This window comes from Brevibacillus choshinensis, from assembly GCF_001420695.1.
GTDB lineage: Bacteria > Bacillota > Bacilli > Brevibacillales > Brevibacillaceae > Brevibacillus > Brevibacillus choshinensis.
Genome location: NZ_LJJB01000007.1, coordinates 969,662 through 996,643 on the forward strand (window position 1 = coordinate 969,662; position 26,982 = coordinate 996,643).

Annotated in this window: 24 protein-coding genes, 1 riboswitch and 1 other annotated feature; of the genes, 15 read left to right on the forward strand and 9 right to left on the reverse strand. The window is 49.2% G+C overall.

All coding sequences use genetic code 11. The features are described from left to right. Positions 1–121: 121 nt before the first annotated feature. The 11 genes from AN963_RS04625 to AN963_RS04675 all read left to right on the forward strand — a co-directional run bounded on the left by AN963_RS04625 (position 122) and on the right by AN963_RS04675 (position 11,298). Positions 122–1,873 (forward strand): LytS/YhcK type 5TM receptor domain-containing protein, encoded by a 1,752-nt coding sequence (locus AN963_RS04625; RefSeq protein WP_055744446.1) that lies wholly within the window; start codon positions 122–124, stop codon positions 1,871–1,873. Next, positions 1,873–2,604, forward strand: a complete 732-nt coding sequence (locus AN963_RS04630) for a LytR/AlgR family response regulator transcription factor (RefSeq protein WP_055743363.1) — start codon at positions 1,873–1,875, stop codon at positions 2,602–2,604. The genes AN963_RS04625 and AN963_RS04630 overlap by 1 nt, the downstream gene beginning before the upstream one ends. A 146-nt stretch (positions 2,605–2,750) precedes the next feature. Next, positions 2,751–3,101 (forward strand): DUF485 domain-containing protein, encoded by a 351-nt coding sequence (locus tag AN963_RS04635; protein WP_055743364.1) that lies wholly within the window; start codon positions 2,751–2,753, stop codon positions 3,099–3,101. Further along, positions 3,098–4,624 carry a solute symporter family protein gene (locus tag AN963_RS04640; protein ID WP_055743365.1) on the forward strand — a complete coding sequence of 509 codons (1,527 nt, stop codon included), beginning with the start codon at positions 3,098–3,100 and terminating at the stop codon, positions 4,622–4,624. The genes AN963_RS04635 and AN963_RS04640 overlap by 4 nt, the downstream gene beginning before the upstream one ends. Positions 4,625–4,724: 100 nt before the next feature. Further along, the gene (locus tag AN963_RS04645) at positions 4,725–6,281 is read left to right on the forward strand and encodes a solute symporter family protein (RefSeq protein WP_055743366.1); all 1,557 of its coding nucleotides are present in this window, start codon (positions 4,725–4,727) and stop codon (positions 6,279–6,281) included. Positions 6,282–6,328: 47 nt separating this feature from the next. Next, entirely contained in the window at positions 6,329–6,640 is a 312-nt protein-coding gene (locus tag AN963_RS04650) for a hypothetical protein (protein WP_055743367.1), read from the forward strand. A gap of 99 nt (positions 6,641–6,739) precedes the next feature. Continuing rightward, positions 6,740–7,690, forward strand: a complete 951-nt coding sequence (locus tag AN963_RS04655) for a copper amine oxidase N-terminal domain-containing protein (RefSeq protein ID WP_055743368.1) — start codon at positions 6,740–6,742, stop codon at positions 7,688–7,690. A gap of 105 nt (positions 7,691–7,795) precedes the next feature. Continuing rightward, positions 7,796–8,857, forward strand: coding sequence for an HD-GYP domain-containing protein (locus AN963_RS04660; RefSeq protein WP_055743369.1), 1,062 nt, complete (start codon positions 7,796–7,798; stop codon positions 8,855–8,857). 130 nt (positions 8,858–8,987) lie between these two features. Continuing rightward, positions 8,988–9,851 (forward strand): universal stress protein, encoded by an 864-nt coding sequence (locus tag AN963_RS04665; RefSeq protein ID WP_055743370.1) that lies wholly within the window; start codon positions 8,988–8,990, stop codon positions 9,849–9,851. 147 nt (positions 9,852–9,998) lie between these two features. Beyond that, complete coding sequence (locus AN963_RS04670) at positions 9,999–10,841, forward strand: deoxyribonuclease IV (protein ID WP_055743371.1); 843 nt, start codon at positions 9,999–10,001, stop codon at positions 10,839–10,841. A gap of 52 nt (positions 10,842–10,893) precedes the next feature. Continuing rightward, positions 10,894–11,298 (forward strand): hypothetical protein, encoded by a 405-nt coding sequence (locus AN963_RS04675; RefSeq protein ID WP_055743372.1) that lies wholly within the window; start codon positions 10,894–10,896, stop codon positions 11,296–11,298. Between the two features lie 145 nt (positions 11,299–11,443). On the opposite strand, the gene argS is transcribed toward AN963_RS04675, so the two are convergent. The 3 genes from argS to AN963_RS30080 all read right to left on the reverse strand — a co-directional run bounded on the left by argS (position 11,444) and on the right by AN963_RS30080 (position 14,253). Further along, positions 11,444–13,156 carry an arginine--tRNA ligase gene (gene argS / locus AN963_RS04680; protein WP_055743373.1) on the reverse strand — a complete coding sequence of 571 codons (1,713 nt, stop codon included), beginning with the start codon at positions 13,154–13,156 and terminating at the stop codon, positions 11,444–11,446. 69 nt (positions 13,157–13,225) lie between these two features. Beyond that, positions 13,226–13,463 (reverse strand) — a binding site (T-box leader). A 42-nt stretch (positions 13,464–13,505) separates the two neighbouring features. Next, positions 13,506–14,000, reverse strand: a complete 495-nt coding sequence (locus AN963_RS04685; RefSeq protein ID WP_055743374.1) for a hypothetical protein — start codon at positions 13,998–14,000, stop codon at positions 13,506–13,508. 148 nt (positions 14,001–14,148) lie between these two features. Continuing rightward, the gene (locus AN963_RS30080) at positions 14,149–14,253 is read right to left on the reverse strand and encodes a YjcZ family sporulation protein (protein WP_083496784.1); all 105 of its coding nucleotides are present in this window, start codon (positions 14,251–14,253) and stop codon (positions 14,149–14,151) included. Between the two features lie 211 nt (positions 14,254–14,464). After that, positions 14,465–14,565, forward strand: a riboswitch (SAM riboswitch). A gap of 125 nt (positions 14,566–14,690) precedes the next feature. Here AN963_RS30080 and metH point away from each other — a divergent pair. Together metH and AN963_RS04695 are read left to right on the forward strand one after the other, a co-directional pair. Beyond that, on the forward strand, positions 14,691–18,137 hold the full coding sequence (gene metH, locus AN963_RS04690; RefSeq protein WP_055743375.1) for a methionine synthase: 3,447 nt from the start codon (positions 14,691–14,693) through the stop codon (positions 18,135–18,137). 30 nt (positions 18,138–18,167) lie between these two features. Further along, positions 18,168–20,039 carry a bifunctional homocysteine S-methyltransferase/methylenetetrahydrofolate reductase gene (locus AN963_RS04695; protein ID WP_055744447.1) on the forward strand — a complete coding sequence of 624 codons (1,872 nt, stop codon included), beginning with the start codon at positions 18,168–18,170 and terminating at the stop codon, positions 20,037–20,039. A gap of 58 nt (positions 20,040–20,097) precedes the next feature. Here AN963_RS04695 and AN963_RS04700 read toward each other — a convergent pair whose 3' ends face one another. The 5 genes from AN963_RS04700 to AN963_RS31435 form a co-directional block, all read right to left on the reverse strand. Continuing rightward, the gene (locus tag AN963_RS04700; RefSeq protein ID WP_055743376.1) at positions 20,098–21,084 is read right to left on the reverse strand and encodes a phosphotransferase; all 987 of its coding nucleotides are present in this window, start codon (positions 21,082–21,084) and stop codon (positions 20,098–20,100) included. Between the two features lie 64 nt (positions 21,085–21,148). Further along, a complete protein-coding gene (locus tag AN963_RS04705; RefSeq protein ID WP_055744448.1) occupies positions 21,149–21,715 on the reverse strand; it encodes a mismatch-specific DNA-glycosylase in 567 nt (188 codons plus the stop codon). A gap of 98 nt (positions 21,716–21,813) precedes the next feature. Continuing rightward, positions 21,814–21,957 (reverse strand): hypothetical protein, encoded by a 144-nt coding sequence (locus tag AN963_RS31430; RefSeq protein ID WP_169791907.1) that lies wholly within the window; start codon positions 21,955–21,957, stop codon positions 21,814–21,816. Between the two features lie 105 nt (positions 21,958–22,062). After that, positions 22,063–22,443: an SET domain-containing protein gene (locus tag AN963_RS04710; protein ID WP_055744449.1), complete on the reverse strand. Its 381-nt coding sequence runs from the start codon at positions 22,441–22,443 to the stop codon at positions 22,063–22,065. A 128-nt stretch (positions 22,444–22,571) separates the two neighbouring features. Beyond that, on the reverse strand, positions 22,572–22,733 hold the full coding sequence (locus AN963_RS31435; protein WP_169791908.1) for a hypothetical protein: 162 nt from the start codon (positions 22,731–22,733) through the stop codon (positions 22,572–22,574). A gap of 220 nt (positions 22,734–22,953) precedes the next feature. On the opposite strand from AN963_RS31435, the gene AN963_RS04715 reads away from it, so the two are divergent. After that, a complete protein-coding gene (locus tag AN963_RS04715) occupies positions 22,954–23,580 on the forward strand; it encodes a LysE family translocator (RefSeq protein WP_055743377.1) in 627 nt (208 codons plus the stop codon). Positions 23,581–23,666: 86 nt separating this feature from the next. On the opposite strand, the gene AN963_RS04720 is transcribed toward AN963_RS04715, so the two are convergent. Next, complete coding sequence (locus AN963_RS04720; RefSeq protein WP_055743378.1) at positions 23,667–25,187, reverse strand: carboxypeptidase M32; 1,521 nt, start codon at positions 25,185–25,187, stop codon at positions 23,667–23,669. A gap of 176 nt (positions 25,188–25,363) precedes the next feature. Here AN963_RS04720 and AN963_RS04725 point away from each other — a divergent pair, with 176 nt between their 5' ends. Beyond that, positions 25,364–26,962 (forward strand): peptide chain release factor 3, encoded by a 1,599-nt coding sequence (locus AN963_RS04725; protein WP_055743379.1) that lies wholly within the window; start codon positions 25,364–25,366, stop codon positions 26,960–26,962. Positions 26,963–26,982: the final 20 nt, after the last annotated feature.

Consider the following 26,982-nt stretch of genomic DNA (forward strand, 5'->3'; position numbering starts at 1 on the left):
CCCATGAAGCATTGCACATCACTCAGCGTATGCGGGACGCCCAGTTTGATTGTCTGTCCAGCAGGGAAATCGGACAAAAAAGCGGAATTTATAGAAGATTTCAACAGACATGGAGGACGCGGTGGACAATCTCACACTACTACTTATCGAGAGAATGGGCATTTTGCTAACGCTTGCATTTATCCTCACGCGAATTCCGTTGTTCCGTCAATTGTTGGACAGAGAAATTCATGCGGGGACATCCATTTCCTATTCCTTGATGTTTGGACTTTTTGGTATCGCAGGTACCTACGCTGGAGTGGTCGTAAAAGAAGATTTGTTCTTGCCTGCATTTTGGATTTTCCCACTCTCTTCTAGCGATATCATCGCCAATTCTACATTGGTAGGGGTCGTCATTGGTGGATTGCTGGGGGGGCCAGTGGTGGGCATGGGAGCGGGAATCATTGCAGGTGCTCACATATACGCAATGGGTGGATTTGCCGCCGTTCCAGTCGGGCTCTCCGTTCCGATGACGGGCCTGCTAGCGGGATATGTCGCTCGGTTTTTTTCCCAAGAGAGAGTCATCTCTCCCTCGAAAGCTTTATTCATCGGCATGTTTGCTCCTGTCATCCAGATGTCACTCATGCTGATTATGGCCGGTCCACCAGACCTGGTCCGTACTGTCGTCAATTTAATCGGCGTCCCTATGGTTTTGACCAATAGCATCTCGATTGCCATCTTTACGACCATGATTCGGGTAGCCTTGCAAGAACAAGAGCGATCTGCCGCGATGGAAGCGGAGCGTGCCTTTACGATCGCAGAACGGATTTTGCCTCATTTAAAGCTGGGTCTTACGCCGCAAACCGCACAAGCAGCTGCGTTGTTGTTACAAAGGGAAGTGAAGGCAACAGCGGTCGCAGTCACGGATCTGGAGCATTTGCTAGCCCATGTTGGTGCTGGGGCAGAGCATCATTTACCCGGAGAAGCCATTGTCGGGGATCTCGACAAGCGTGCCCTTTTTAGCGGAGCTATTGAAAAAGGGTTAAGTCGTGAGGTATTGGGATGTACACAGAAAAATTGCGTACTGCAGGCAGCTTTACTTGTCCCGATCCGTGAAGGCGGGACTGTCGTCGGCCTAATTAAGCTGTACTTTCGCAGGCCCCAGCAAATCGGGAAAGTACAGGAGGCGCTGGCAAAAGGGCTGAGCAACCTGATCTCCAATCAGTTGACGCTGACCCTGACTGAAAAAATGAAAGGGCTCATGAAGGATGCAGAGCTGCGCATGCTGCAAGCGCAGATTCACCCTCATTTCCTGTTTAATACGTTAAATTCGATCGTTACCTTAATTCGGATCGACCCCAACTTGGCACGGCATATGACGGTGCAGCTTGGTACTTTTATGCGGCTTACTCTAAAGCTGACGTCCACTCCGCTGGTACCAGTACGGCAGGAGCTTGATCATCTGTTCGCCTATCTGGAAATTATTAAAATCAGGTTCTCGGAACAATTTGCAGTGCGGTGTGACATCGGGGAAGGAGTAGATGATGCCCTGATCCCGCCAGGTACACTTCAGCCACTCGTGGAAAACAGTATTCAGCATGGATTGCAGCACATGCCGACCGGGGGAGAAATCGTCCTGACTGTCAAAAGAGAGGATAGTGCCATTCGATTCACCATGGAAGACAACGGAAGCGGTGTCCCGCCTAATCTTCTTCAGGTCTTAGGGCGAATTCCGACGGGAAGCAAGGAAGGCAATGGAATCGGTGTCCATAACGTCAATCAGCGTTTGGTCAGTCTGCGTGGACCGGATGCCCAGCTTGTTTTTTCAAACAAGACAGAGGGTGGTTGCTTGATCACCTTTTCCATTCCGATTCAAAAAGAGGAGAGTGCCTGATGACGATTCGCATAATGATCGCGGAAGATGAGCGACTCGCGCGTGAAGAGCTTATTTATTTGCTTCAGCAGGAGGAGGACATCGAGCTGGTGGCCACGGCTACCAATGGGAGAGAGCTTTTGGAGCTAGTCGAACAGAATGAGCCGGATGTCGTTTTTCTCGATGTGAAAATGCCTGAGCTGGAAGGGACACAGGCTGCGAGAATGCTGGCCTCTCGCAAGCAGCAGCCGCTCATCGTCTTCTGTACGGCGCACGAGGAGTTTGCGGTAGATGCCTTCAAGCTGTATGCGGTCGACTATGTACTCAAGCCGTATGAGCCAAAACGAATTCAGGAAACTCTGCAGCGCATACGTGAGCGATTGGCCAAGGCAAAAACGGAACAGACTGCGCCAGCCAAACGCACCAAGCTATTGGTGGAGGAGAATAATCGGCTCGTGGTCATCGATCCAACTACGATTGTGTATGCCGTTCGAGAAGAACGCTTCGTACAAATTCATACGCAGACCGATGCATACACGACCCGAATGACGTTGACGCAGCTGACAGAGAAGCTACAGGCTTACGATTTTTTTCGTACACACAAGAGCTATCTGGTCAATTTGCAATATGTGAGCGAGCTGACCCCATGGTTCAATGGGGCTTACAACCTGATGTTGAAGGGAGATAACCGGATCCGAATTCCTGTTTCCCGCACGTCAGCAAAAGAATTACTGCGAAGACTGGAGGAATGAGTCTTCCATTTTTTTGCAAATAAGGATGGATGGTTTACCGTTGGCGCGCAATCCCCGACATTTGGCGCAGAAAAACGCCATGAAAGCGCCACATTCTCTACAATGTAGGAAGCGCTTACAATTTTGTTTGAAGAGGGGAGATTCCAATGGGCAACTCGGTTTCAGCGCAGAAGAGTGGGGAGCAAAACAAGTCAGCCTCACAGTATTCAGCGATTATCAAGTCTGAGTCGTTTCAGGAATTGTTGAGACGAAAGAAATCGTTCATTCTGCCTTCATCGATCTTTTTCTTCGTGTTTTACTTTTCACTCCCGATCCTGACTTCCTACTTCACTGTCTTGAATACGAAAGCGTTTGGAGCCATTTCGTGGGCATGGGTCTTCGCATTTGCGCAATTCATCATGACGTGGGGACTTTGTATCCTGTACACCAGACGTGCAAAAGAATTTGACGTGCTGGTAGAGAAAATCAAGCAGGAGACAGGGGGCAAGAACTCATGAACGTTACGGCATTTTTACTCTTTTTAGCCATTGTACTGATGACCCTGGTTATTACGTATTACGCATCGAAGAAAACCAATACGACTAGTGAATTCTACACGGCTGGCGGCGGCTTGACAGGTTGGCAAAATGGGCTTGCGATCGCGGGCGATTATATGTCGGCGGCATCGTTTTTGGGAATCGCGGGAATGATTGCACTGAGCGGTTTCGACGGATTCTTTTACAGTATCGGCTTCTTGGTAGCCTACCTGGTCGTGCTCTATCTGGTAGCAGAACCACTGCGCAATCTCGGTAAATATACGATGGCGGACATGATTGCTGCGCGGTTTAATAATAAACAAATTCGTGGTGTGGCTGCACTGAACACGATCGCGATTTCTATCTTTTATATGATCGCTCAGCTGGTAGGGGCGGGTGCCCTGATCAAGCTGCTGTTGGGTCTCGAGTACACGACCTCCGTATTGATCGTGGGAGCCTTGATGACCGTGTACGTTGTGTTTGGCGGCATGACAGCGACATCCTGGGTGCAAATTGTTAAAGCGGTCCTGTTGATGTTAGGGACCTTTGTGATTTCGGTCATGGTTTTTGCCAAGTTCGACTTCAGCTTGATGAAAATGTTTGAACACATGCAGACGGCGACACCTCTGGGTGAGCAATTTCTGAATCCTGGAAACAAATTCAAGATCGGCCTCGATACGATCTCATTGAATCTCGCCTTGGTGCTCGGTACAGCTGGATTGCCGCACATCCTCATTCGTTTCTTTACCGTAAAGGATGCGACAACTGCACGTAAATCAGTCGTTTACGCTACATGGATCATCGGGATCTTCTACGTCATGACTGTATTCCTCGGCTTCGGCGCGGCTGCATTCGTAGGAGCAGGTAACATGGACCCGGCAGGTAACATGGGTGCACCATTGCTCGCTCAATCCATTGGAGGCAATTTCCTGTTCGCTTTTGTCTCGGCGGTTGCTTTTGCCACGATTCTCGCAGTTGTGGCGGGATTGGTTCTGACAGCAGCTTCTGCATTTGCCCATGATTTCTACGGTCACGTGCTCCGTCATGGCAAAGCGACGGAGAAAGACCAAATGAAGATGGCAAAATGGGCTTCAGTTGGTGTTTCCATCGTGTCCATCATCCTCGCCCTGTTCGCTCAAAAATTGAATGTGGCGTTCCTGGTTTCGCTGGCTTTTGCGGTGGCTGCCAGCGCCAACTTGCCTGTCATTCTGTTTACCATTTTCTGGAGAAGGTTTAATACTACTGGTGCCATTACAGGCATGCTCGTAGGTTTGTTCAGCTCGTTGATTCTGGTTGCGATGAGTCCGAACGTTTGGAATCCGGTAGCAGGCAAAGCCATTCTGGTGGGAGAAGCACTCTTCCCATTGCCCAACCCAGGTATCGTCTCTATACCCCTTGGCTTCCTCGCTGCTTGGATTGGTACCTTACTCTCCAGCTCTCGCAATGATGCCAAGTACGATGAAATTTTGGTGAAGGCCAATACAGGAATGCAAGACTCCGCATAGAAAAAGGTAAGATAGGAAACTCGTGCCAAAGAGAGGCTGGGGTCATCCCCGGCTTCTTTTCTTTTTTGTACATGCATTCCAAAAGTGGGAGGTGGTACTAATGACAACCATCATCTTTTTTCTAGCCGTTATCATTGGGACCATGGCCATTACGTACTCGGCAGCAAAGCAAACGGGAACGACCCGTGACTTTTATGCGGCAGGTAATCGTTTGACGGGATTGCAAAACGGTATCGCCATCGCAGGAGACTATATGAGTGCGGCTTCTTTTCTCGGCATTGCAGGTACGATTGCCATGTACGGTTTTGATGGGTTCGTCTATGCCATCGGTTTCTTTGTATCCTACCTAATCATTCTGTTCATCATCGCCGAGCCTTTACACAACCTGGGAAGGTACACGCTTGCTGATGCGATTGCAGTCCGATTCAGCAGTTTGTGGTTGCGCGGAGTAGTAGCCGTCACGACACTCTTGATTACGATTTTCTATATGCTGGCTCAGTTGGTTGGAGCGGGCGCTCTCATCCATTACTTGTTAGGGGTAGACTATACCAAAGCTGTTCTGGTTGTGGGTACTTTGATGACGTTCTATGTTGTTTTTGGGGGGATGGTAGCAACCTCCTGGGTACAAATTATCAAGGCTATTTTGCTCTTGACAGGTACACTCGTCCTCAGTCTGATCGTTTTCTCCCGATTTCATTGGAATCCATCCGAGATGTTCCACCACGTCAGCATGATCACGCCACTAAAAGAACAATTTTTGCAGCCAGGTAACCATCTGAATGAACCGTTGGAAACGATCTCCTTGCACTTGGCGCTCATATTGGGAACGGCGGGACTACCACATATCATTTCTCGCTTGTTTACGGTAAAAGATGCGATTACCACACGATACTCCATTTACACCGCGACCTGGATCATCGGCGCATTCTATTTGATGACGATATTTCTTGGGTTCGGTGCCAGTGCTTTTGTCGGTTATGAGGCATTGCAACAGGTCGGGTTCGGAGGCAATTTGACTGTGACTTTGCTGGCGGATGCACTCGGTGGCGAGTTTTTGATGGCCTACATTGCGGCGGTTGCCTTTGCTACGATCCTCGCAGTTGTTACCGGTCTGGTCTTGTCCGCCTCGTCAGCCTTTGCCCACGACGTTTACAGTCATCTGATCCGCAGAGGGATGGCTTCCGAAAAAGAGCAGGTCAGAGTCGCCAAGTTTTCGTCTGTTGCAGTCGGTCTGGTTTCCATCTGGCTGGCGATCGGGGCGGAAAAGATGAATGTAGCGATTTTAGTTGGCTTGACCTTTGCCGTCGCAGCATCCTCCAATCTGCCGTTACTCCTCTGTACCTTATATTGGCGCAGGTTTACCGTCCAGGGAGCAGTCGCAGGTGTTTTGACGGGTCTGATCTCTTCTGTTGTTTTGGTCATCATGGGGCCAGCGGTTATGGATGTGGAGCATGGATTGATCCAGCGAGCTCCTATTTTTCCGCTGACCAATCCCGGGTTGATTTCGATCCCACTCGGCTTTTTGGGTGCTTGGCTCGGTACGATTTGCAGTCGTCCTCAGCCTGGCGCCCATGCACAGTTTGATCGCGTGCTTTTACAGGCTCATACCGGCATTCGTGCTGGCAAAGGACAAAAAATGGAGCAAGAGGGTGCATAAAGAAGACGTACCTGTTCCACCCTATCGAGAGAAGGAGGAGGGACGGTATGGTCACGAAAAAAGAGGTGGACTCCGCCTCAGCTACTCAGCCTGATGTTTACGAAACGGCGCGAATCGCGCTGGTGGATTTGATTGATGAGCTACAGGAAGCACTGGATGAGCAAGATACATCGTTCCATAAGCGGCAGGGCTATGAAATGATCGGTACGTATTTTCGGGAGCCGGTCAATACAGGAAATCTAACTCTGATCTTTGCATCTGTGCTAGAAGATATTTTACACAAGCTCGACCTGACTCAGCAGGTCGATAACGTATCCATGGTACGGGACGAATACAGCGTGATGAAAAAAGAGGAGTGAGAACGACCAATCGAGGTCGTTTTTTTATTTCTATTTTTTGACAACAAAATCTATAGCAAGAACGTCTAACCATGCATCTAGGGAGAAGAGGGTGTCAATTTGAAAAAAATTGTGTGGGGACTTGTTTGTGGTGTGGCGCTTGCCAGCTCGTCTGTCGCTTTGGCTTCGAATTCGATTCAGGCTTTCTTGTTTCCTGTTCAGTTCGAGATCAATGGCAGTGCAGTATCCATGTCAAAAGATGACAAGGTACTGCAAGTGGATGGCCGAGCTTACGTACCGATTCGATTCGTTGCAGAAAATTTGGGTGCGACGATCGATTATGACTCATCTACGAAGAAGATTTTAATCAAGAATCAAAAGCTGAACCTCATCGATCCTCATTACAAGACCATTTCAGTAGGAAATCTGATCGTCACGAAAGACGGGAATCACTCCAAAGTAACGGGGCAAATCGAGATAGCAGGAGTAGGCAACTCCCAAAATTCCATCGAAGCCAAGCTGTCTTTTTACAATGCGGCTAATAAAAAGTTGGGCGAAGCGGTGATCCGGGGAACGAATATCGGGGTAGATGCTCAGACTTTCCTTGCACAGGGAAATGGTGATTTACGTGAATATGCGAGGGTTACTCTCCAAGTAGAGTCCGTCAACGACAAAAAAGTGTTGGAAGAGCCGGGCGTGCTTTATGAAAACAAAGATTTTCATTTTTCGCTTACACTGCCCAAAAGCTGGGTAGGAAAGTATGAGGTCGTAGAAACACGTAACGAAGCCACAGAGATGACGTATCATTTCATCGATCGTGCGAATAAAAGCTATGGGGGCGTCGTATTTTCCCTATCTGTTTGGAAGCGGGATGACTGGGAAGCTAGCGAGTCTGGCGAAATGGAAGTCGGACGAACCAAGAAGATCGGAGAAAGCGGAAGTTTTGTCGTTACCCTTAGCCAGCCTGGAGATGTTCAGTATGATCCTCAAAATGAGAAATTGACCGCCGAATATGCTCAGATGGCTGCTTTTATCACGAGCATCTCGACATCGTTTCAAGTGAGTAAGTAATGCCTGATAGCGCCTCTCCTGAGTACATGGGACTACGAAAGAGGTTTCCCCAGTGGTAAGATAGGGTAGTAACACAGGGGAGGAAGGAATCAGGAGGAAGACCCCATGAAATATGTAAATGTCGAGCAAGTGGAACCGGGCGATGTGCTGTCCCGTAGTATTTATACGAGTGAAGGCTTGACTCTCTTGCACGCTGGCGTTCAGTTAACTGTCGGAATGATCCATAAGTTGCGCAGTTTTGGTGTGACCATGCTAAGTATCAAAGATCCGTTGCTTGATGAAGTAAAAGAAGAGGATGTCGTCACAGAAGCGACCCGCAAAGATGCGATACGCAATCTTTCTGCAGCCATCCAGTGTGTGCAGAGCGGCAAACATATGGATGTGCGAGGCATTCACAAGTCAGTGACCAACATCGTGGATGAAACTCTGCGTAATCGCCGTGTGCTGTTGAACTTGGGTGAAATCCGGACAGTGGACAATGCAATGTACATCCATGCGTTAAACGTTTGTATGATGGCGACTGTGATTGGAGTGGGGCTGGCCTACAACACGACTCAATTAAAAGAGCTGGCAATCGGCGCACTCCTGCACGATATCGGGAAATTGAGTGTAGATAAGAATGCACCTGCCTACAAGGCAAACAGCATGGAAAATCATCATACCTGGCTAGGCTTTCACCTTTTGCGAAAAAAACACGAGATGAGCATTGTCTCCGCTCATATTCCTCTGCAGCACCATGAGTGGGTGGATGGTAGCGGAATCCCGCGCGGACTAGTCGGAGAGGACATTCACGATTTCGCCAAGATCGTCGCGATCTGTAACTACTACGACAATCTGATCTCGCCTCTATCCGAAGAAGAGGAAACGCTGCCACCCTATGAAGCGTGCGAAAAAATCATGGGCTTGGCAGAAAAGCGCTTTGACCACAAAATGGTGATTCATTTTTTACGTTCGATCGCGCTGTATCCGACAGGGACTTCATTGAAGCTGAGCACAGGGGAAATAGGGGTTGTGATTGACCAGAATCGTGGATTGCCAACGCGTCCAGTCGTGAGGGTGATCCGGCGAGAACAACAAGCGAGCAAGCACATGGTCGAGGAGCACGAGATCCGTGACATTGATTTAAGTGAAAAACCAACCGTTTTTATATCTGGGGTCATGGAGTAAGGCGAAAGTCAGGGTTTTTTCCTTCCAAGATCAGGGAGAGTCCCTACATACGGGGGAACATGACTGATCTACAATGAAAACAGGCAAGGGGCTGGCCCTTGACCATGATTAGAGGAAAGGACGTGTACGTATGTCCCGTATTCTGGTACCCGTTGATTTTTCTGCACAATCCATCCAGGCTGTCCGTTTTGCGACCGCCTATGCAAGAGACAAGCATGAATTGACCATCCTGCATGTCATACAGCCATTCCCATCGCGCCATGTTGTGAACAAGCTGGGACGACAGAGCGTTGAAAAGATTCAATTGGATGAAGCGAAGGAAGATGTAAAACCGCTTATAGAGATCGTCGAAAAGGCCGGTGTAGCGTACCATCTCGAAATCGTGTTTGGAAATCCACATGAAGAGATAGCCAAGTACGCAACAGACGAGTACATCGCCGTCGTCATGGGCACACATGGATACGGAAGAATGACCGGATATCTCAAGCAAAGCGTCAGTTATCCTACCATTCACGATGCCAAAATTCCTGTCTTCCTTATTTCTGAAGAGACGGATGCGAGTCATTTCCCTTGGCGCAATGTCTTGCTAACGGTCGATGGATCGGATCAAGCGATGGCAGCGGCTAATACGGCACTCCAGTTAAGTGAGGGGATGGATGTCTCGTTTACCTTGCTGACAGTTGTTACCCCTCCTGTGGCGTATACGGGAATGTATGGTGTCGGTTGGGAAGACACAGCTACATTGGAGAATTGGGGCCGCGAGACGCTTCGTCCGTACGAAGAGTTGCTCGAGGAAAGGATGATTCCCTATGCGAGCAAAGTACTGATCGGCGATCCGGCTACGCTGATCAGAGAAACTGCGCAAGAAAAAGAAGCTAGTCTCATCGCTCTCGGTCATCATGGACTAGGAGGAATTGCGGGGACCTTGGTGGGAAGTGTTACGTTCAAGACGATCCATCGTGCCCAGACACCACTTCTCATTGTGAAATCGTAAATCAAAATAATACGGAACGGCTGTCCCATTCTCGGGCAGCTGTTTTTTTGTTCACTACGGGAAATCCCTCTTGACCAAGGGTCGCACTTTCGGTTGAGAACAGGACCGTCTGGAGAAAATGGGTAGAAAGGAAGAGAGGGACAGCGGATGAAGATCGGAAGCCATGTGAGCATACGGCACGGATATGAAGCAGCTGCGAGGACGGCAAGTAGCTTAGGCGCCAAGTCCTATCAATTCTTTCCGAAAAACCCACGGAGCTTGGGTGTCAAAGAGTTCGATGAACGAGATGCCATGGCTTGTCGTACTTTTTGTGAGCAACAAGGGATTCTCTCCATTGCCCATACACCCTACACCGTCAATTTGTGTGCGCAGGATCCGGGTCTTTACGAAGCGACGATCCTTTCTGTTCAAAATGATCTGGATATCGCGGATTCATGCGGTGCGATTGGCGTTGTCGTTCATTTTGGTCATTACAAAGGGAGCGACGCGCTGGAAGGCTACAAACGGATGATTAGCATGGTCAACCGCATTCTCGCAGATTGGGGGGGAAAGGCACGCCTGCTGGTGGAAAATAATGCGGGACAGGGCAATCGCATGGGGACGACGCTGGAGGAACTGACACAGGTGCGTCTTCTAGTGGATGAGCCGCAGAAAGTAGGCTTTTGCCTCGACACTTGTCACGCTTTTGCCAGTGGTATGTGGCGTGGGGATGATTGGGGGCAGGTGGCAGAGCGTATGCGGTCGCTCCATTTCTTTTCCAGCCTGTGCGCCGTCCATTTAAACGATTCTCTCTATTCAACAGGCTCCTTTCGTGACCGGCATGCAAACATCGGGAAAGGGATGATCGGAGACGCCGCATTTGCGTCCTTTTTGCAAACTCCTGAATTGCAAGGATTGCCAATCGTCCTGGAAACCCCCAAGCAAGGGGAGGAGAGCCATCGGGAGGAGATCAATCACGTACACGAGTTGGCTGATAACTGGCAGGGATGACCTACTTGTGGTACAGTGTGAGATGGAATGTGGTCAATGAGGAGGAATACCGATGAAAAGACGAATTAAGGTCACCATCACGGATTTTGCACCGCTCAAGGAAAACTTGAACGATCAAGCCGAGCTGGCCCTATACGAATCAGCCAATGGAAATACATACGATGCCGAAATCGAGCATGACGGTTATGCAGTCGTGGACCTTTCGGAGGATGACTATATCGAGCTGGCTCCAGGCGAGTACCAGCTGATGATCGAGGAATGGACGAATGCGGGGCAAATCGGCGATCTGACGCTGCAAACCAAGTCAGACCCGGCTGACGACAAAGCGCTGTTGTATCGCACGGTTGATGCTGCAGGCAATGAAGTGGAGGCACCTGTGTCCGTCTCCAAGCAAGTGGTGGAGCTGGTCGCCAAAACGTGGTTTGGGAAAAAGCAAAAGACTGAAGCTGACGTGTAAAGAAGCGTAGACAAGCAAAGGAGCAATGATTGAGATTGCTCCTTTTTCATTGCTTTCTATCATGACAGAAGCGATGATAACGAAAAAGCCGCTGCTCCCACAAAAAGAGGGGAGTAACGGCTTTTGTTTGTTCATGAAGGCAAAATTACATCTCTTCCGGAGCAGACAGGCCAAGCAGGCGCAATCCTTCCTTGAGAACGGCAACCACAGCTGCGACGAGCTGCAGGCGAGAAGCCTTGATGTCTTCTTCTTCCGCGAGGATGCGGACGTTAGCATAAAATTTGTTGAACGACTGAGCCAGATCAATCACGTATTTCCCGATTTGGGAAGGGTCGAAGTTGTCGCTGGCGCGCTCGATCACTTCCGGGAATCCGTTCAAGAGGGTGATGACTGCCCATGCTTCTTTGCTGTCCAGAGCGCTTTCAGCCAAGGCCGTTTGCGCCGGTTGGAAGTTACCTCTGCGCAGCAGTGAGCAGGCACGCGCGTGGGTGTATTGGACATAAGGCCCTGTTTCGCCTTCAAATGTCAGCATTTCTTCCAGAGAGAAGTTGATGTCGTTCAGGCGGTAGTTTTTCAAGTCGTGGAAAATGACGGCACCGACACCTACTTGACGAGCGACCTCTTCCTTGTTGGCCAGAGAAGGGTTCTTCTCCTCGATCACTTTTTGTACATCTGCGATCGCTTGGGAGAGCACTTCTTCCAGGAGGACGACTTTCCCTTTACGTGTAGACATTTTCTTGCCGTCTTTGAGCATCATGCCAAACGGAATGTGGTGCATGTCACGCGACCAGTCATAGCCCATCTTTTCCAGTACTTTGTAGAGCTGTTGGAAATGGAGGCGTTGCTCGTTTCCTACGACGTACACCGCTTTGGCAAAATCATATGTTTCGTGACGGTACAGGGCTGCAGCCAAATCACGAGTCGCATAGAGTGTCGCGCCATCGGATTTTTTGATCAGGCTAGGAGGCATGTCATACTCGTCCAGACTCACGACTAGTGCGCCGTCAGACTCAGTCAACAGTCCTTTTTCCTCCAGCAAAGTAACGACGCGATCCATCTTGTCGTTGTAGAACGCTTCGCCGTTGGTGGAGTCGAAGGAAACGTTCATCAGGTCGTAGATCTTCATGAATTCTTTCAACGATTCGTCGCGGAACCATTTCCACAGGTGAAGTGCTTCCTCGTCGCCATCTTCAAGCTTTTTGAACCATTCACGGCCCTGATCTTCCAGAGACGGGTTGTCTTTCGCTTCGTCGTGGAAACGTACGTACAGCGTGAGCAGCTCCTTGATTGGTTCCGCTTTTACTTTCGATTCGTCCCCCCACATGCGATAGGCGACGATGAGTTTTCCGAACTGCGTGCCCCAGTCACCGAGATGGTTGATGCGCACTGGTTGGTAGCCTTGTTTCTCCATGATGTTGGCAATCGCGTTCCCGATCACAGTCGAACGCAAGTGACCCATGGAAAAAGGCTTGGCGATATTCGGGGAGGAGAGGTCTATCGGAACCTTGCGACCTTGTCCCAGATTGCTATCTCCGTAAGCACTGCCTTGCGAGAGGATCGTTCCGATAACTTGCTCAGCAACAACTGCTTGGTCCAGGAACAGGTTGACGTACGGTCCCACAGCAGTCGCTTCGCGCAAGGGAGCACCACTGATATGTCCGGCAAGTTCAGCCGCAATCATCGGAGGTGCCTTGCGGAGTGCTTTTGCCAATTGGAAGCAAGGGAAAGCGATATCCCCCATTGCAGGGTTTGGCGGTGTTTCCAGCATTGCATATACTGTTTCTTTTGGTAAGTTTTCTACGCCCTGTTGTGCGAGTGCGTCGGCGATTTTTTCCGCCACTTGGTGTTTGTAGCTCATGTGAATCTCCTTTCTAATTAGAAAAAGGCTGGGTGCCCCAAATAAAAAAACCTCTACGTCTCCTGTGAAAAAAGAGACGAGAGGTTTGTGCTCCCGCGGTGCCACTCCTGTTGTTTTTGCCTAAGCAAAAACCGCTTGATCTGCAATATCGGGCAGTCCCGGCGTTTCCCTACACAATCCGCGCAAAGGAGGATGTTCAGGACGCTTCTCCGAGGTGCGTTTCCTTCCGTGTCTGGCATCGGGCTCTCACCGCCCCCGACTCGCTACAGCTTACTACACGGAGTACTTTCCTCATCAGCGATTCATCTATTCTATAGCATTATAGCTGGTTAGACACCAGTCGTGCAACTCACTCTTCCGGTTTTTGAAGAATCTTGTCGAGCTGAGCGAAGTATTCCTTGGTTATCTTTTCCTTTTCCTCGGCACTCAAGTTCTCTGCATTCATCCATTGTTGCTTGAATAGCTCCAGTTGCTCAAGCATGGCAAGCTCTGCAGCTGCTTCTTCCTCTAGATCGTAGTTTTCAGTTGGATCGAATGGAATCAAACGGTTGTCATTGCCGCTGCGCAAATAAGGATTGCGCCAATGATCAGGGAAACGGTATGGCTGCTCGCCAAACAACAATCCGAGTACATCATCCGAATCGATGGGCATGAAGTGATCGTAATCGTCACGTCGTCCACCCTCTGAAAGGTTGATGTGCGAGAGGAAGTAATGCAAGTAATGCTCCCCCGTCTCCTTGGTTTTCACGATCGAATAGGTCTCAAATTCACTATGCTCAAGTTCCTTTATCGTCTCAAGAGAGGACAAAAATTCTTCTTTTTCACGTGCATCTAGTGTGTCCACAGCGTTTCGCTCCTTTGTATTGCCAAGCCGCGATACCATTTTTCGTTCAGTATAGCAAAAGCCGCGAATGGAGACAACGAAGGAAGGTTTATGGACATGCAAAAAGAGCCTAGAGGAATTAGCTCTAGGCCCTTTTCCATAAAGTTGACTAGCAGCCGTCACACGAACACGCAATGATTACCAGCAGGATAAACAGAACGAGCACCAATGCGAAGTTGTCACCGAAAAAACCGCCGCAGAAAGATGTACTCAAGTTTGTTTCCCCTCCTTTCCGTTATGCTCTAGTCTATACACGAACACACAGATTGGCGTGGGCGAATGACTAGTTCCAACAAAAATGGGCGTAAGCTTTTTGGACAGCAGTAAATATTAGACAAATTCTCAATTGACGAAGAGACAGGGGGGTGATAAGATACTTGCAAAACATCAAAGAAGTTTGAAAATAACTCCATAATGATGTAAGACTCTTATCCAGAGAGGCAGAGGGACTGGCCTGATGAAGCCTCGGCAACCGGTAGAAATCCGGTGCCAATTCCAGCAAAGCTACGGCTTTGAAAGATGAGAGGATGGCTCAGGCGCATCTGTAATCCGCGGACAAATCCTCTTCTTTTCAAAGAAGGGGATTTTTTTGTTACCTAAAAAAGTGAGTGGTTAGAAATGGCTGAGAAATAGCCAAAAAGGAGCAAGCTGATGAAACCAACTTTTCGCGAGCAGCTTTCCCGAAAAATTCTGATTCTAGATGGTGCAATGGGAACCATGCTGCAACAGGCAAATCTGACGGCCGATGACTTTGGCGGTGAGGAGTACGACGGTTGTAATGAACTACTGAATTTGACGAGACCTGATGTCATCCGTTCTATCCATGAAAAGTATTTGGAAGCAGGAGCAGACATCGTCGAGACCAATACATTCGGGGCTACTTCTATCGTATTAGCAGAGTACGACGTAGCGGATAAAGACCTCGAAATCAATATCGCCGCGACCCGTTTGGCAAAAGAAGCGGTCGATGCGTACTCGACACCGGAATGGCCTCGTTACGTGGCAGGTTCTATGGGACCGACCACCAAGACGCTTTCCCTGACAGGTGGAGTGACGTTTGACGAACTGGTGGAGTCGTATTATCGCCAGGCAAAAGGGATGATTCTGGGGGGGGCAGATGTGCTTTTGCTGGAAACGTCCCAGGATACGCTGAACGTCAAGGCTGGGGGCATTGGAATCCGCAAAGCTTTTGACGAGCTGAAGACAGAGCTACCGGTCATGCTATCCGGGACAATCGAACCGATGGGGACTACACTTGCTGGTCAAAACATCGAATCGTTCTATTTCTCGCTGGAGCATCTCAAGCCAGTCTCAGTCGGTCTGAACTGTGCGACCGGACCTGAATTCATGCGCGACCATTTGCGTACGCTGTCCACCTTGGCCCAATGTGGCGTCAGCTGCTATCCGAACGCTGGACTCCCGGATGAAAATGGACATTATCACGAGACCCCACAAGGACTCGCAGCCAAAATGCGCGCATTTGCAGAACAAGGCTGGCTAAACATAGCGGGTGGTTGCTGTGGGACGACTCCGGACCACATCAAGGCGATGGCGGAGGCGTTGAAGGATTGCCCACCACGCTCTCAAGACGTTGATCCTGTCAGTGCTGTATCCGGAATTGAAGTGGTCTATGTGGAAGATGACAATCGTCCACTGCTAGTCGGAGAACGTACCAACGTAATCGGTTCGAAAAAATTCCGCGATCTCATCGCAGCTGGTCAGTACGAAGAGGCATCGGATATCGCACGTGCGCAGGTAAAACGCGGTGCTCACGTCATCGACATCTGTCTTGCTGACCCGGACCGAGATGAGTACGAAGATATGGAAAGATTTCTGCAATTCATCGTGAAAAAAGTGAAAGCGCCGCTGATGATCGACTCCACGGACGCAAAAGTCATGGAGCTGGGTCTGCGTTATTCCCAGGGGAAAGCGATTCTCAACTCGATCAACCTCGAGGATGGGCTAGAACGCTTTGAAGAAGTCGCGCCGCTGATTCATAAATTCGGAGCGGCTGTCGTGGTTGGAACGATTGAAGAAGCAGGGATGGCTGTCACTCGCGAGAAAAAGCTGGAGGTTGCCAAGCGTTCCTATGATATTCTGGTCAATCAATATGGAATAAAGCCACAGGACATCATTTTCGATCCGCTGGTCTTCCCAGTCGGAACCGGTGACGAACAATACATCGGCTCTGCCAAGGAAACGGTAGAAGGCATTCGTTTGATCAAGCAAGCGATGCCGGAATGTAAAACCATTTTAGGAGTCAGCAACGTCTCCTTTGGATTGCCGGCTGCAGGTAGGGAAGTACTCAACGCGGTATTCCTGTACCACACGACCTTGGCGGGATTGGACTATGCGATCGTCAATACCGAAAAGCTGGAGCGATATGCCTCGATTCCTGAAGATGAGCGCAAGCTGGCTGAAGCACTCTTGTTCGAGACCAATGATGAAACGCTGGCTTCTTTTACCGAGTTCTATCGCCAAAAGAAAAAAGAAGTGCGGGTAGAAGCCTCCTCGCTGACACTAGAGGAACGTTTAGCTCGCTATGTTGTGGAAGGCTCCAAAGATGGTCTGTCCGATGATCTCAAGCTCGCACTGGAGAAGTACGCTCCTCTGGAAATCATCAACGGACCATTGATGACAGGGATGGAAGAAGTAGGACGTCTGTTTAATGGCAACCAGCTGATCGTAGCAGAAGTATTGCAAAGTGCTGAGGTCATGAAGGCATCGGTATCGTATCTGGAGCCGTTCATGGAGAAATCAGATGCCGCAGCTAAAGGTAAAATTTTGCTTGCTACCGTTAAAGGCGACGTGCATGACATCGGGAAAAACCTGGTGGAAATCATTTTGGCGAACAACGGCTACGACGTCGTGAACCTCGGCATCAAGGTACCACCGGAGCAGCTGATCGCAGCGTGCCGTGAACAAAAGCCAGATGCGATCGGCTTGTCGGGTCTCTTGGTAAAGTCTGCGCAACAGATGGTCATTACCGCACAAGACTTGCGAGATGCAGGCATCGACGTACCCATGATGGTTGGAGGCGCTGCGTTGACACGGAAGTTTACCTCGAACCGGATTGCACCGGAATACCGTGGCATTGTCCTCTATGCCAAAGATGCGATGGACGGTCTGGACCTTGTGAACCGTCTGCAAAATCCGGAAGAGCGCGTACGACTGGTGGAAGAGCAGCAACACCTGTTGGAAGCCGTCGCAACGGCACAGCCAGTGGTGGAGGAGAAAAAGCCGACACTACCTGCCCGATCCGCTGTTAGCAAAACCGTTCCGGTACATGTCCCACCAGATTGCGAGCGTCACGTGCTGCGTCAATACCCGATCACCCATTTGCAGCCGTATCTGAACTTGCGGATGCTGCTCGGAAAGCATCTCGGTGTTCGTGGAAATGTCGACAAGCTGATTGAATCCGGAGATGAAAAGGTACTGGAGCTGTACGGACTTGTCGAAGATTTGCTGAATGACGCCAAAAAAGAAAGTTCGATTTCGGCCCATGGAGTGTATCAATTCTTCCCGGCACAGTCTAGCGGGAATGAGATCCTGGTCTATGATCCAAAAGACCACAGTAAGGTGCTGGAGCGTTTCGAGTTCCCTCGTCAGCCTGAGGAGCCTCACTTGTGCCTCTCTGATTTCCTCCGACCTGTAGAAAGCGGAGAAATGGATTATGTCGGTTTCTTGACCGTTACTGCGGGTGGGGGTATTCGCGAGCTTTCTACCGCGCTAAAAGATCGTGGAGATTATTTGCGTTCCCATGTTCTCCAGGCACTCGCACTGGAGATGGCAGAGGCATTTGCAGAGCGCATTCACCATATCATGCGCGATGTATGGGGGATTCCGGATCCGGCTGAGATGACCATGCTCGAACGCTTCGGTGCGCGTTATCAAGGGATTCGCGTATCGTTCGGATATCCGGCGTGCCCGAATCTGGAGGATCAAGCGCAGTTGTTCCGCTTGCTGCAACCTGAAAACATCGGAGTACATCTGACGGAAGGCTTTATGATGGAGCCAGAAGCGTCTGTTTCCGCGATGGTGTTTGCCCATCCAGAGGCTCGTTATTTTAACGCCGGACCGTCGGTGTTTGAAGTATAAAACGGTATCAAAAGGAGAGAAGTGATTGAGTTGACCACGAGCAAGAGAAATTTGCGTGAATATTTACAGGATCATCTGTTGATTGGAGATGGAGCTATGGCGACCCAGCTGCACAGGCTGGGCGTCCCAGTAGGTGTCAGCTTTGAAGAGCTGTGTCTGTCCAATCCGAAGTTAGTTCAAGAAGTGCATAATTCTTACTACGATGCCGGAGCGAGACTCCTGGAGACGAATACGTACTCCGCCAACCGGGATTCCTTGTCCCGCTACGGCATGGAGCACAAAGTAGCGAGGATCAACCGACTCGCTGTCAAAATCGCCCGAGAGTCTGCAAAGGATGATGCCTACGTCGCGGGCAGCATAGGCTCGATTTTAGCAGGACGCGTGCGCAAAAAAGTGTTGGATGAATATCGGGACCAATATGAGGAGCAAGCGATTGCTTTGTTGCACGCAGGTGTCGACGGGATCATTCTGGAGACGTTCCTGGATTTAGAAGAACTGTTATTGGCTCTGGAAGTCATTCGTCCTTTGACGGATGCACCTCTCATTGCCCAATTGGCTACACTAGAGGTTGGACGAACGCGCGACGGATATTCGTTGTCAGAAGCGTTTGGTCAACTGAAAACAGCGGGGGCGGACATCATTGGTCTCAACTGTCGTCTGGGACCGGCAGAAATTTTACGCTCTTTTGAAAACGCATTGGTTCCAGAAGGCGCCCTCTTGTCTGCTTTCCCGAACGCAGGTCGATTGGGCCTGACCGACGGAGAGTACGCGTTCAAATCGACGCCTGACTATTTTGCGATGAGTGCTCTTCGTCTGCGGGAGCAGGGAATCCGCTTGTTGGGTGGGTGTTGTGGCACGACGCCAGCTCACGTGAAAGCGATGGCAGATGCGCTGGAAGACCTGGAACCACAAGCTCGGATCAATCCGACGATTCCCTCTGGAGATCGTCCGCACATTTCAGTAACGAACGTACGTGAGCAAGGCAAACCAAGCATTGTCGAACGAGTCAAAACAGAGAAGACTGTCATCGTCGAATTTGACCCGCCGCGCGATCTGGATGCAGACGCATTCCTGGATGGCTGCTGCGAGTTGCACCGGGCGGGGGCTGATGCGATCACGTTAGCCGATAACTCGTTGGCTACCGTGCGGATGAGCAACATGGCCTTGGGAGCTTTGATGAAAAGCCGACACGGGATTGATCCATTGCTGCACATTGCCTGTCGCGACCGCAACCTGATTGGCCAGCAATCCCACCTGATGGGCCTGCATGCGCTGGGAATTGATCAAATCTTGGTTATTACCGGCGATCCGTCCCGATTTGGTGATCTTCCAGGTGCAACCTCGGTTTTCGATGTGACCTCTTTTGACTTGATCCGAATGGTGAAGCAGCTGAACGAAGGGGTTTCATTCGCCGGTCGTCCGTTAAAGCAAAAAGCTCAATTCATTGTGGGAGCCGCCTTCAATCCGAATGTAAGGCAGATTGATGCCGCGATTGCACGACTGGAAAAGAAAGTGGAGGCAGGGGCGGATTACATCATGACGCAGCCAGTGTACGACGCGGAATCGATCAAGCTCGTATATGAAGCTACCAAGCATATTGGCATCCCTGTCTTTATCGGAATCATGCCGCTGACCAGCTCGAGAAATGCGGAGTTCCTGCATAATGAGGTGCCGGGGATCAAGCTGTCCGCAGAAGCGTTGGACCGGATGAAAAAGGTTCAGGGGGAAGCAGCGAGACAGGAAGGGATCAAAATGGCCAAGGAGTTGCTCGATACGGCCATTCAGTACTTTAACGGGATCTACCTGATCACGCCGTTTAATTATTCTTCCATGGCTGCAGAGCTGGTACAGTATGTGCGCCAGCAGAGTGCGCTCGTCAAAACAGCGAGCAGCACACACTAATTAAAACCATTGACACAATAGGGGCCCTTGCGTGAAGAGACTGGCGTTTCGCCGCTCTTTACTCGAGGGCCCTCATTTGTTCCAACATATAGGCTATTTTTTTGATTTCTCGCTTGAGGAACATCGCGATTTCTTTTTCTGACATATCGACGTATTGCTGTTGTCGCAAAAAGCGTTCGGTAATATGCGGAAACGCGAGGTCAACGTACATGAGGTGGTGTTGCCTACGGGAAAGCGGGTTTTCCTGAAGATAGCCTGTCAGCAAATGCTGAAAGCTTTGTGTATTCCATTTCCTGTGTTTTCTCATCATTAACGAGAGAATCCGGCTGATGTCTTTGGAGGGGAAATCGTAGCGGACGTCTTCCCAGTCAATGACTGTTATTTTTTGCTTCACTGACAACAGATTCCCGTTATTAAAATCACCATGACATAAAAAATGTCTGGAGCATGGGAGTTCTTTCCAGCGCTTATAGTAGGGTGAGTTCTGCAAGCTTTCTAACGCAATCTTTCCGGCGATGAGAAAAAAGGGGAGATGCGCGGTGATGATCACATGTTTGGGATCCTCACTTTGCTCGTGCTTGTTTTTCCATCGTTGAATAGTGGCGAAATCTTGTTCGTACTCTTCTTCCCACGTGATTGCTGCATTGTAAGCATCGCTGGCAGAGGTGTTGAAGCCGACAGATGCAGCATGTATTTTTCCTAAAGTGGCGCCAGTTCGTTTGATCCGAAACGGAGAATTGAGAGCGAGCATGGGGCCAGGAGCCCACTCCTGTATGATAAACGGGGAGCCTTTCCAGTAAATGAAGCGGTTGTTGGATTTCGTCTTCTTGGTTTTGGGGATGTGAATTCCTTTTCTTAGTAAATGTTCCTCTGCGTCTAAAATAAATTCTTGTCTGTCCGCCGGGGTAAACAAACTTTTCCCTACTAATTTCCCTTTGGAGGTCTTTAGAATGACAACAAGGGATTTGTCTGTATTTCTCTCCACTTTGTGACTGACAACCTTCAGATCGTATTCTTCCTCGATCAAGCGGATGAGTGCTTCCATCTCTACCCTCCTAAATCATCGAGTATACGATTATCCTACTGGTTGGGTGCGGGAGGTGTGACAATTAGTGTAGGGGATGCCAGCCTTTTTCCTGCAAAAACTGACTGAGCTGACCAAACATCGCCAAACGTTCCTCGCGGGTAAAGGATGCATTTGCGCCACTGGTCGAAGGAATGACGAACAAATAGCTACCTGGCCAACTCTCTGTTCCAAACGCACGATCTAGCTGGAGGCCGAGGGAAACGGCTTCTTTTTTTTGACCAGTGGCATGCCGAAAAGCAGTAATCCCGTTGAAGCAGATCACACGTGGTCGGTAAGTTTGGATCATTTGTACAAACTGCTCCGCACCGTTTGTATAATCTTCCCCACGCAAATCCGTAGAAGAACGAGTCGGGCGGGAGACAAGGTCAGTAATTCCGTAATTATACTCCAGCAAGGTAGCCGTTTCTTCAGGAGCGAATCGATGCGGAGTCAATCCGCCCTCATACAAGCCTCGCCAAAAAAGATTGGCAGGATTGGCATAATGATACCCGGAAGTGGCAGAGATTCTCCCCGGATTAATGCCACAAAATAGGACAGCAAGATCGCGGCGTATGTAAGTAGGCAACCATTTTTCCGTAAAGTGTACCAACATGCATCCCTCCTGTTCCACACATTGTAGCATAGCCTTCTGCCGTTTATAGAAAACAAAAAGCCGCCCGAATTCGGACGACTGATGAGGCGGTATCATTACAGTTGAGGATATGGCAGCATTTGCTCCGGCTCAGCTACAGTAAACTGCTCCATTTCGTTGCGGACGTATTTTTTGACTTCGAATGGAACGTCTTCGTGATTTTCTTTGCCCCACAACCAGCGTGACAGTGAATCAAACATCAGTAAGGACCCCTCACTTTGTGGAAATAATTGACACAAGGTAAGGATACTCCTATTTTGTAATCTTGAGGTTGCCGGGATGTGAAGAAGTTGTGAAGAAAGGGTTTATTCTTCTTCGTAAAACCAAAGTGGATCTTTGTTGTCCACTTCCCCATTGTAATTAATCAGGACTTCGTCACCTTCTTTGATATCCGTAAACGCATAAAAGTCGAAGGTGTGGTTATCGAAATTAATTTCGTAGATGGCATTTGGTTCGTAAGAGTGGTTAAACAGCATGCCATATCCCAAGAGGAACGCTGTGTGGTTCGCGCCATATTCAAAAGCATAATCCGCGATCATCGTTTTCTCGATATGCTCATGTTCTGCATTTGGGTAAGGGAGAACGGGTGCTTCATGGATCAGTTCACCTTTACGAATATCTCTTGTAGCGAATACTCCCCGATTGAGGTCGCCATTACTAAGGCTAGAAGTTTTAACGGTTAGCATGTCAATCACCTGCGCATTCTTTGTCGAGAACATGAAGTCTCCTATTTTACCTTAGCATGACAGTTGCGCGGAATGAAAGCAACGGTTTACATTTATTTTAAATAAAGAAATAATTGGAATGCCCGAGATTACTCGGTGAGCTTGTCTGATACGACGATCATGAAAGTCGCTAGGGGACCGAGCAATAGAGAGAGCAAAAACCAGTTCATTCCGCTGCGGTTTTTCCCTTGAGCCAATCCGGCATTGATTAGAGCGAGAGTACCCCAGCCAACAAAAAATTGGTTATCCATGTTTAGTTCCTCCTTTGCTGTATTTTTCTAAAAAAATCCAACCTGCAAAGAGAGCAGGGAAGGTAATCCAAAAGTAAGAAGGGAACAGACTGGCATTCGGGTCTTGTAGGTCCCAAGTGACAATACTGGAATCCGGATAGGCAGAATATTCATCAAAGCCATTTTCATAGCGCAGCATTTGTGATAAGGTGAGTAATAATTTTTGGTTAGGGAGGCTATGATGGGAAACTTTTATCTATTTGTCGTCATGTCCATCTTGCTGATCATTCTTCCGGGCCCGGATACGGGGTTAGCTACGCAAAACACCATTGCGTACGGAAGAGGGGGTGGATTCAAAACGGTTTTTGGGATTACGACTGGATTGATCGTGCATACGCTAGCAGCTGTTTTTGGTCTATCTGCCATCATCGTAAAATCTGCGGTACTGTTTTCGATCTTTAAATATGTGGGTGCCTTCTATCTGGTCTACTTAGGTGTCACATCTCTATGGTCATTGCGGAAAAACAAAGAGGCGACACATGACGACATTCAAACCAAATACAAGAACAAATCGCCATTTCGCCAAGGATTTTTAACGAACCTTTTGAATCCGAAGGTAGCTGTTTTCTTCCTGACGTTTTTACCGCAATTTTTAACGGCAGGTACTAAACCATTTGTGCAATTTCTCGGCATGGGTCTGACGTATACGGTTTTAACTGTACTCTGGTTTATCCTGTATGTGTCGTTCATCGATTATATTCGTTCGTGGATGAAGAAGCCTTCTACACAACGAGCTATTCAAGGAATTTCAGGGTTTGTTCTCTTGGGCTTTGGAATTAAGCTTGCCTTCGAAAAAGCCCCTAGTTAAAGAACCCGCCTTTTCGTTTTAAGCTGATATCCATTTTCAAAATAAAAAGCGCTCCTCTCTTCTAGAGGAACGCTTTTTTCTTGAGCTTACGGCTTATAAATCGCGGAGTATTTCTTCTCCAGGTAATTCATCAAGTACGTTGCATTTGTGCCTTCGCCAGTGATAGCATGAACCAGCTCTTGTGGGCTCTTCATTTTTCCGTATTGGTGAATTTTTTCTTTCAGCCACTGACGGATCGGACCGAATTCGCCTTTTGCAACTAAATCTTCGTAACCATTGATTTCCTGCTCCATGACGTGGGCAAACTGAGCAGCATACACGTTCCCAAGGGAGTAGGTAGGGAAGTAACCAAAGCTGCCACCAGACCAGTGAACGTCCTGCAAGACTCCCAGCGTGTCTGTCGGAGGTACTACGCCCAGATACTCTTCCATTCTTTCGTTCCAGATCGTTGGCAAATCAGCGACCTTGAGGGTTCCGTTAATCAAGCCCTTCTCAATTTCGTAGCGGATCATGACGTGCAGATTGTAAGTAAGCTCATCTGCTTCGGTACGGATGTAAGAAGGAGTGACTTCATTAATGGCGCGGTAGAACGAATCTACGCTGACACCATCAAATTGAGCAGGGAATGCTTTTTGCAAATCGCTGTACAAGCCGTTCCAGAATGGCAGACTACGTCCAACCATGTTTTCCCAGAAGCGAGATTGCGATTCGTGAATACCCATGGAAGTACCATCGCAGAGCGGGGTAAACAATAGCTGAGGATCAATGTTTTGCTCATACATGGCGTGCCCTGCTTCATGGATGCAGCTGAACAGCGCAGAGTTGAATTCATTCGCGTCATAGCGTGTTGTGATGCGTACGTCTCCAGGGTTGAAAGAGGTGCAGAATGGATGAACGCTGCGGTCCATACGTCCAGCCTGGAAGTCGTAGCCGATGCGCTCGAGAACAAAGCGACTAAAGGCTTCTTGTTCTGCGATTGGAAAATGTCTTTTCAAGAAGGATGTGTCAGGCTTGTTTGGTGAATCGGAAATAGCAGAAACGAGCTTGACTGTCTTTTCACGCAGAGTAGCAAAGATAGGATCCAACTGATCGACAGTCATCCCTGGTTCGTACAGATCGAGGAGTGTGTTATACTTGTTTTTCCCGTCATGACCCCAATACTCGATGAACTCCAGCTGGAAGTTGACGATTTTTTCCAGGTAAGGCTGGAACATGGAGAAATCATTTTTCTCGCGGGCTTCTTCCCAGATCGTCTCTGCTTGTGAGGTCAACACGACGAACTCCTGGTACTTGGCTGCGGGGATCTGTTTATTTCGGTCGAATTCCTTTTTACATTCGAGCACCGTGTGACGGGTCACATCGTCGAGCGACTCCAAGGCAGCAGGTTCGCTGAGCGTCTCCAGATAGTCTTCCATCTCTTTTGAGGTAGCTAACTTAAACTGTTCGCCTGCCAGCGTGCCAATGACTTCGGAACGGGCTTCCATCCCTTTTCTTGGCGCTTGGGTCGCTTTGTCCCAGTGGAGGACGGCGAGTGCCTGATTGTAGCTCGTCATCTTTTTCACAAAGTCACGAAAAGCGGTTGCGCGTGATTCCAGATTAGTGGTCATGGGATACCTCCTGATTTCACGGTAGTATGTACTTCCAGCTTACAGTCAAAAAATTTTTACTACTACACATTATAACGGTTTAAAGAAAAAATACTAGGTGGATGCAGCACGCAATTGTCGGTATAATCGTAAGGAAAAGGTTGTGGCTACTTACTAGTAATGACAGGAGAATGAAGATGAGTCAAACCAATCCCCAATGGGAGAATGAAATAGCGAAACGACGCACTTTTGCCATCATCTCCCACCCGGACGCGGGTAAGACAACGATGACGGAAAAACTGCTGTATTACGGCGGAGCGATCCGTGAGGCTGGAATGGTCAAAGGACGGAAAAATTCCAAGCATGCTACGTCCGACTGGATGGAGATCGAGAAAAAGCGTGGAATTTCCGTTACCTCCTCAGCAATGGACTTTGAATACAAAGGACATCATATCAACATTCTAGATACACCTGGTCACCAAGACTTCAGCGAAGACACGTATCGGACACTAACCGCTGCAGACGCCGCCGTCATGATTATCGACGTGGCCAAAGGGGTGGAGGCGCAGACGATCAAGCTGTTTAAAGTTTGTCGCATGCGTGGAATTCCGATCTTTACATTCGTAAACAAGCTGGATCGTCACGGGAAAGATCCATTCGAGCTGTTGGAAGAAATCGAGCGCGTACTGGGTATTCGTTCGTATCCAATGAACTGGCCGATCGGGATGGGCAGCTATTTCAGCGGCGTGTACGATCGGGTAAAATCGCGTGTGGAGCTGTATCAAAACGGCTCACAGCACGAGCAGATTTCCTTCTTTCCTGTAGAAGGCACGGAAGATCCACTGATCGGGGAGAGTGTCGGTCAAGAACTGTGGCAGCAGCTACAGGATGAAGTCTCGTTGCTGGATGTGGCAGGGGACGATTACAACGAAGAGCTGATCGCAAAAGGGGAGCTCACCCCGGTCTTTTTCGGTAGTGCGATTAACAATTTCGGGGTACAGACCTTCCTGGACAACTTCCTGCAGATGGCTCCTCCGCCGTCTCCAAAGAAAAGTAATGCAGGAATGATCGATCCCTATTCCAATGCGTTCTCCGGCTTTATTTTCAAAATCCAGGCCAACATGAATCCTGCACACCGCGACCGCATCGCTTTCCTACGTATTTGCTCTGGAAAATTCGAACGGGGCATGTCTGTGAAGCACGTTCGTCTGGGAAAAGATATCAAGCTGGCTCAGCCTGTGCAGTTTATGGCGCAGGACCGCGAGATCGTCGATGAGTCTTTCGCAGGCGATGTCATCGGATTGTTTGACCCAGGCATTTTCCAGATCGGCGATACGCTCTGTGTCGGGCAGTCTTTTGAGTACGAAGAAATGCCGCACTTCTCGCCGGAGTTCTTCTCCAAGGTGATGGTGAAAGACGCGATGAAACACAAACAGTTCCAAAAAGGGATCATGCAGTTGACGGAAGAGGGAACGGTACAGCTTTTCCGCACTCATCCGATGGAAGAGCTGATCCTGGGTGTGGTCGGTGTACTCCAGTTTGAAGTATTGGAATACCGACTGAAGGCAGAGTATGGTGTCGACATCATGCTGACACGCATGCCTTATCAAATCGCTCGCTGGCTGGAAGGCGATAAAGCTGCGATTGATTCTCTCAGAAACAAGACAGTAACGGATCGCTACGGCCGTCCTGTCATGCTGTTCGAGAGCGAATACCAGCTCCGGGTAGCGATGGATAAATACTCAACAATCAAGTTCCACGAAAGCTCATTGGGCTTAAAATCGGTACTCTCGTAAGTAAAGCAGCAGATCGAATA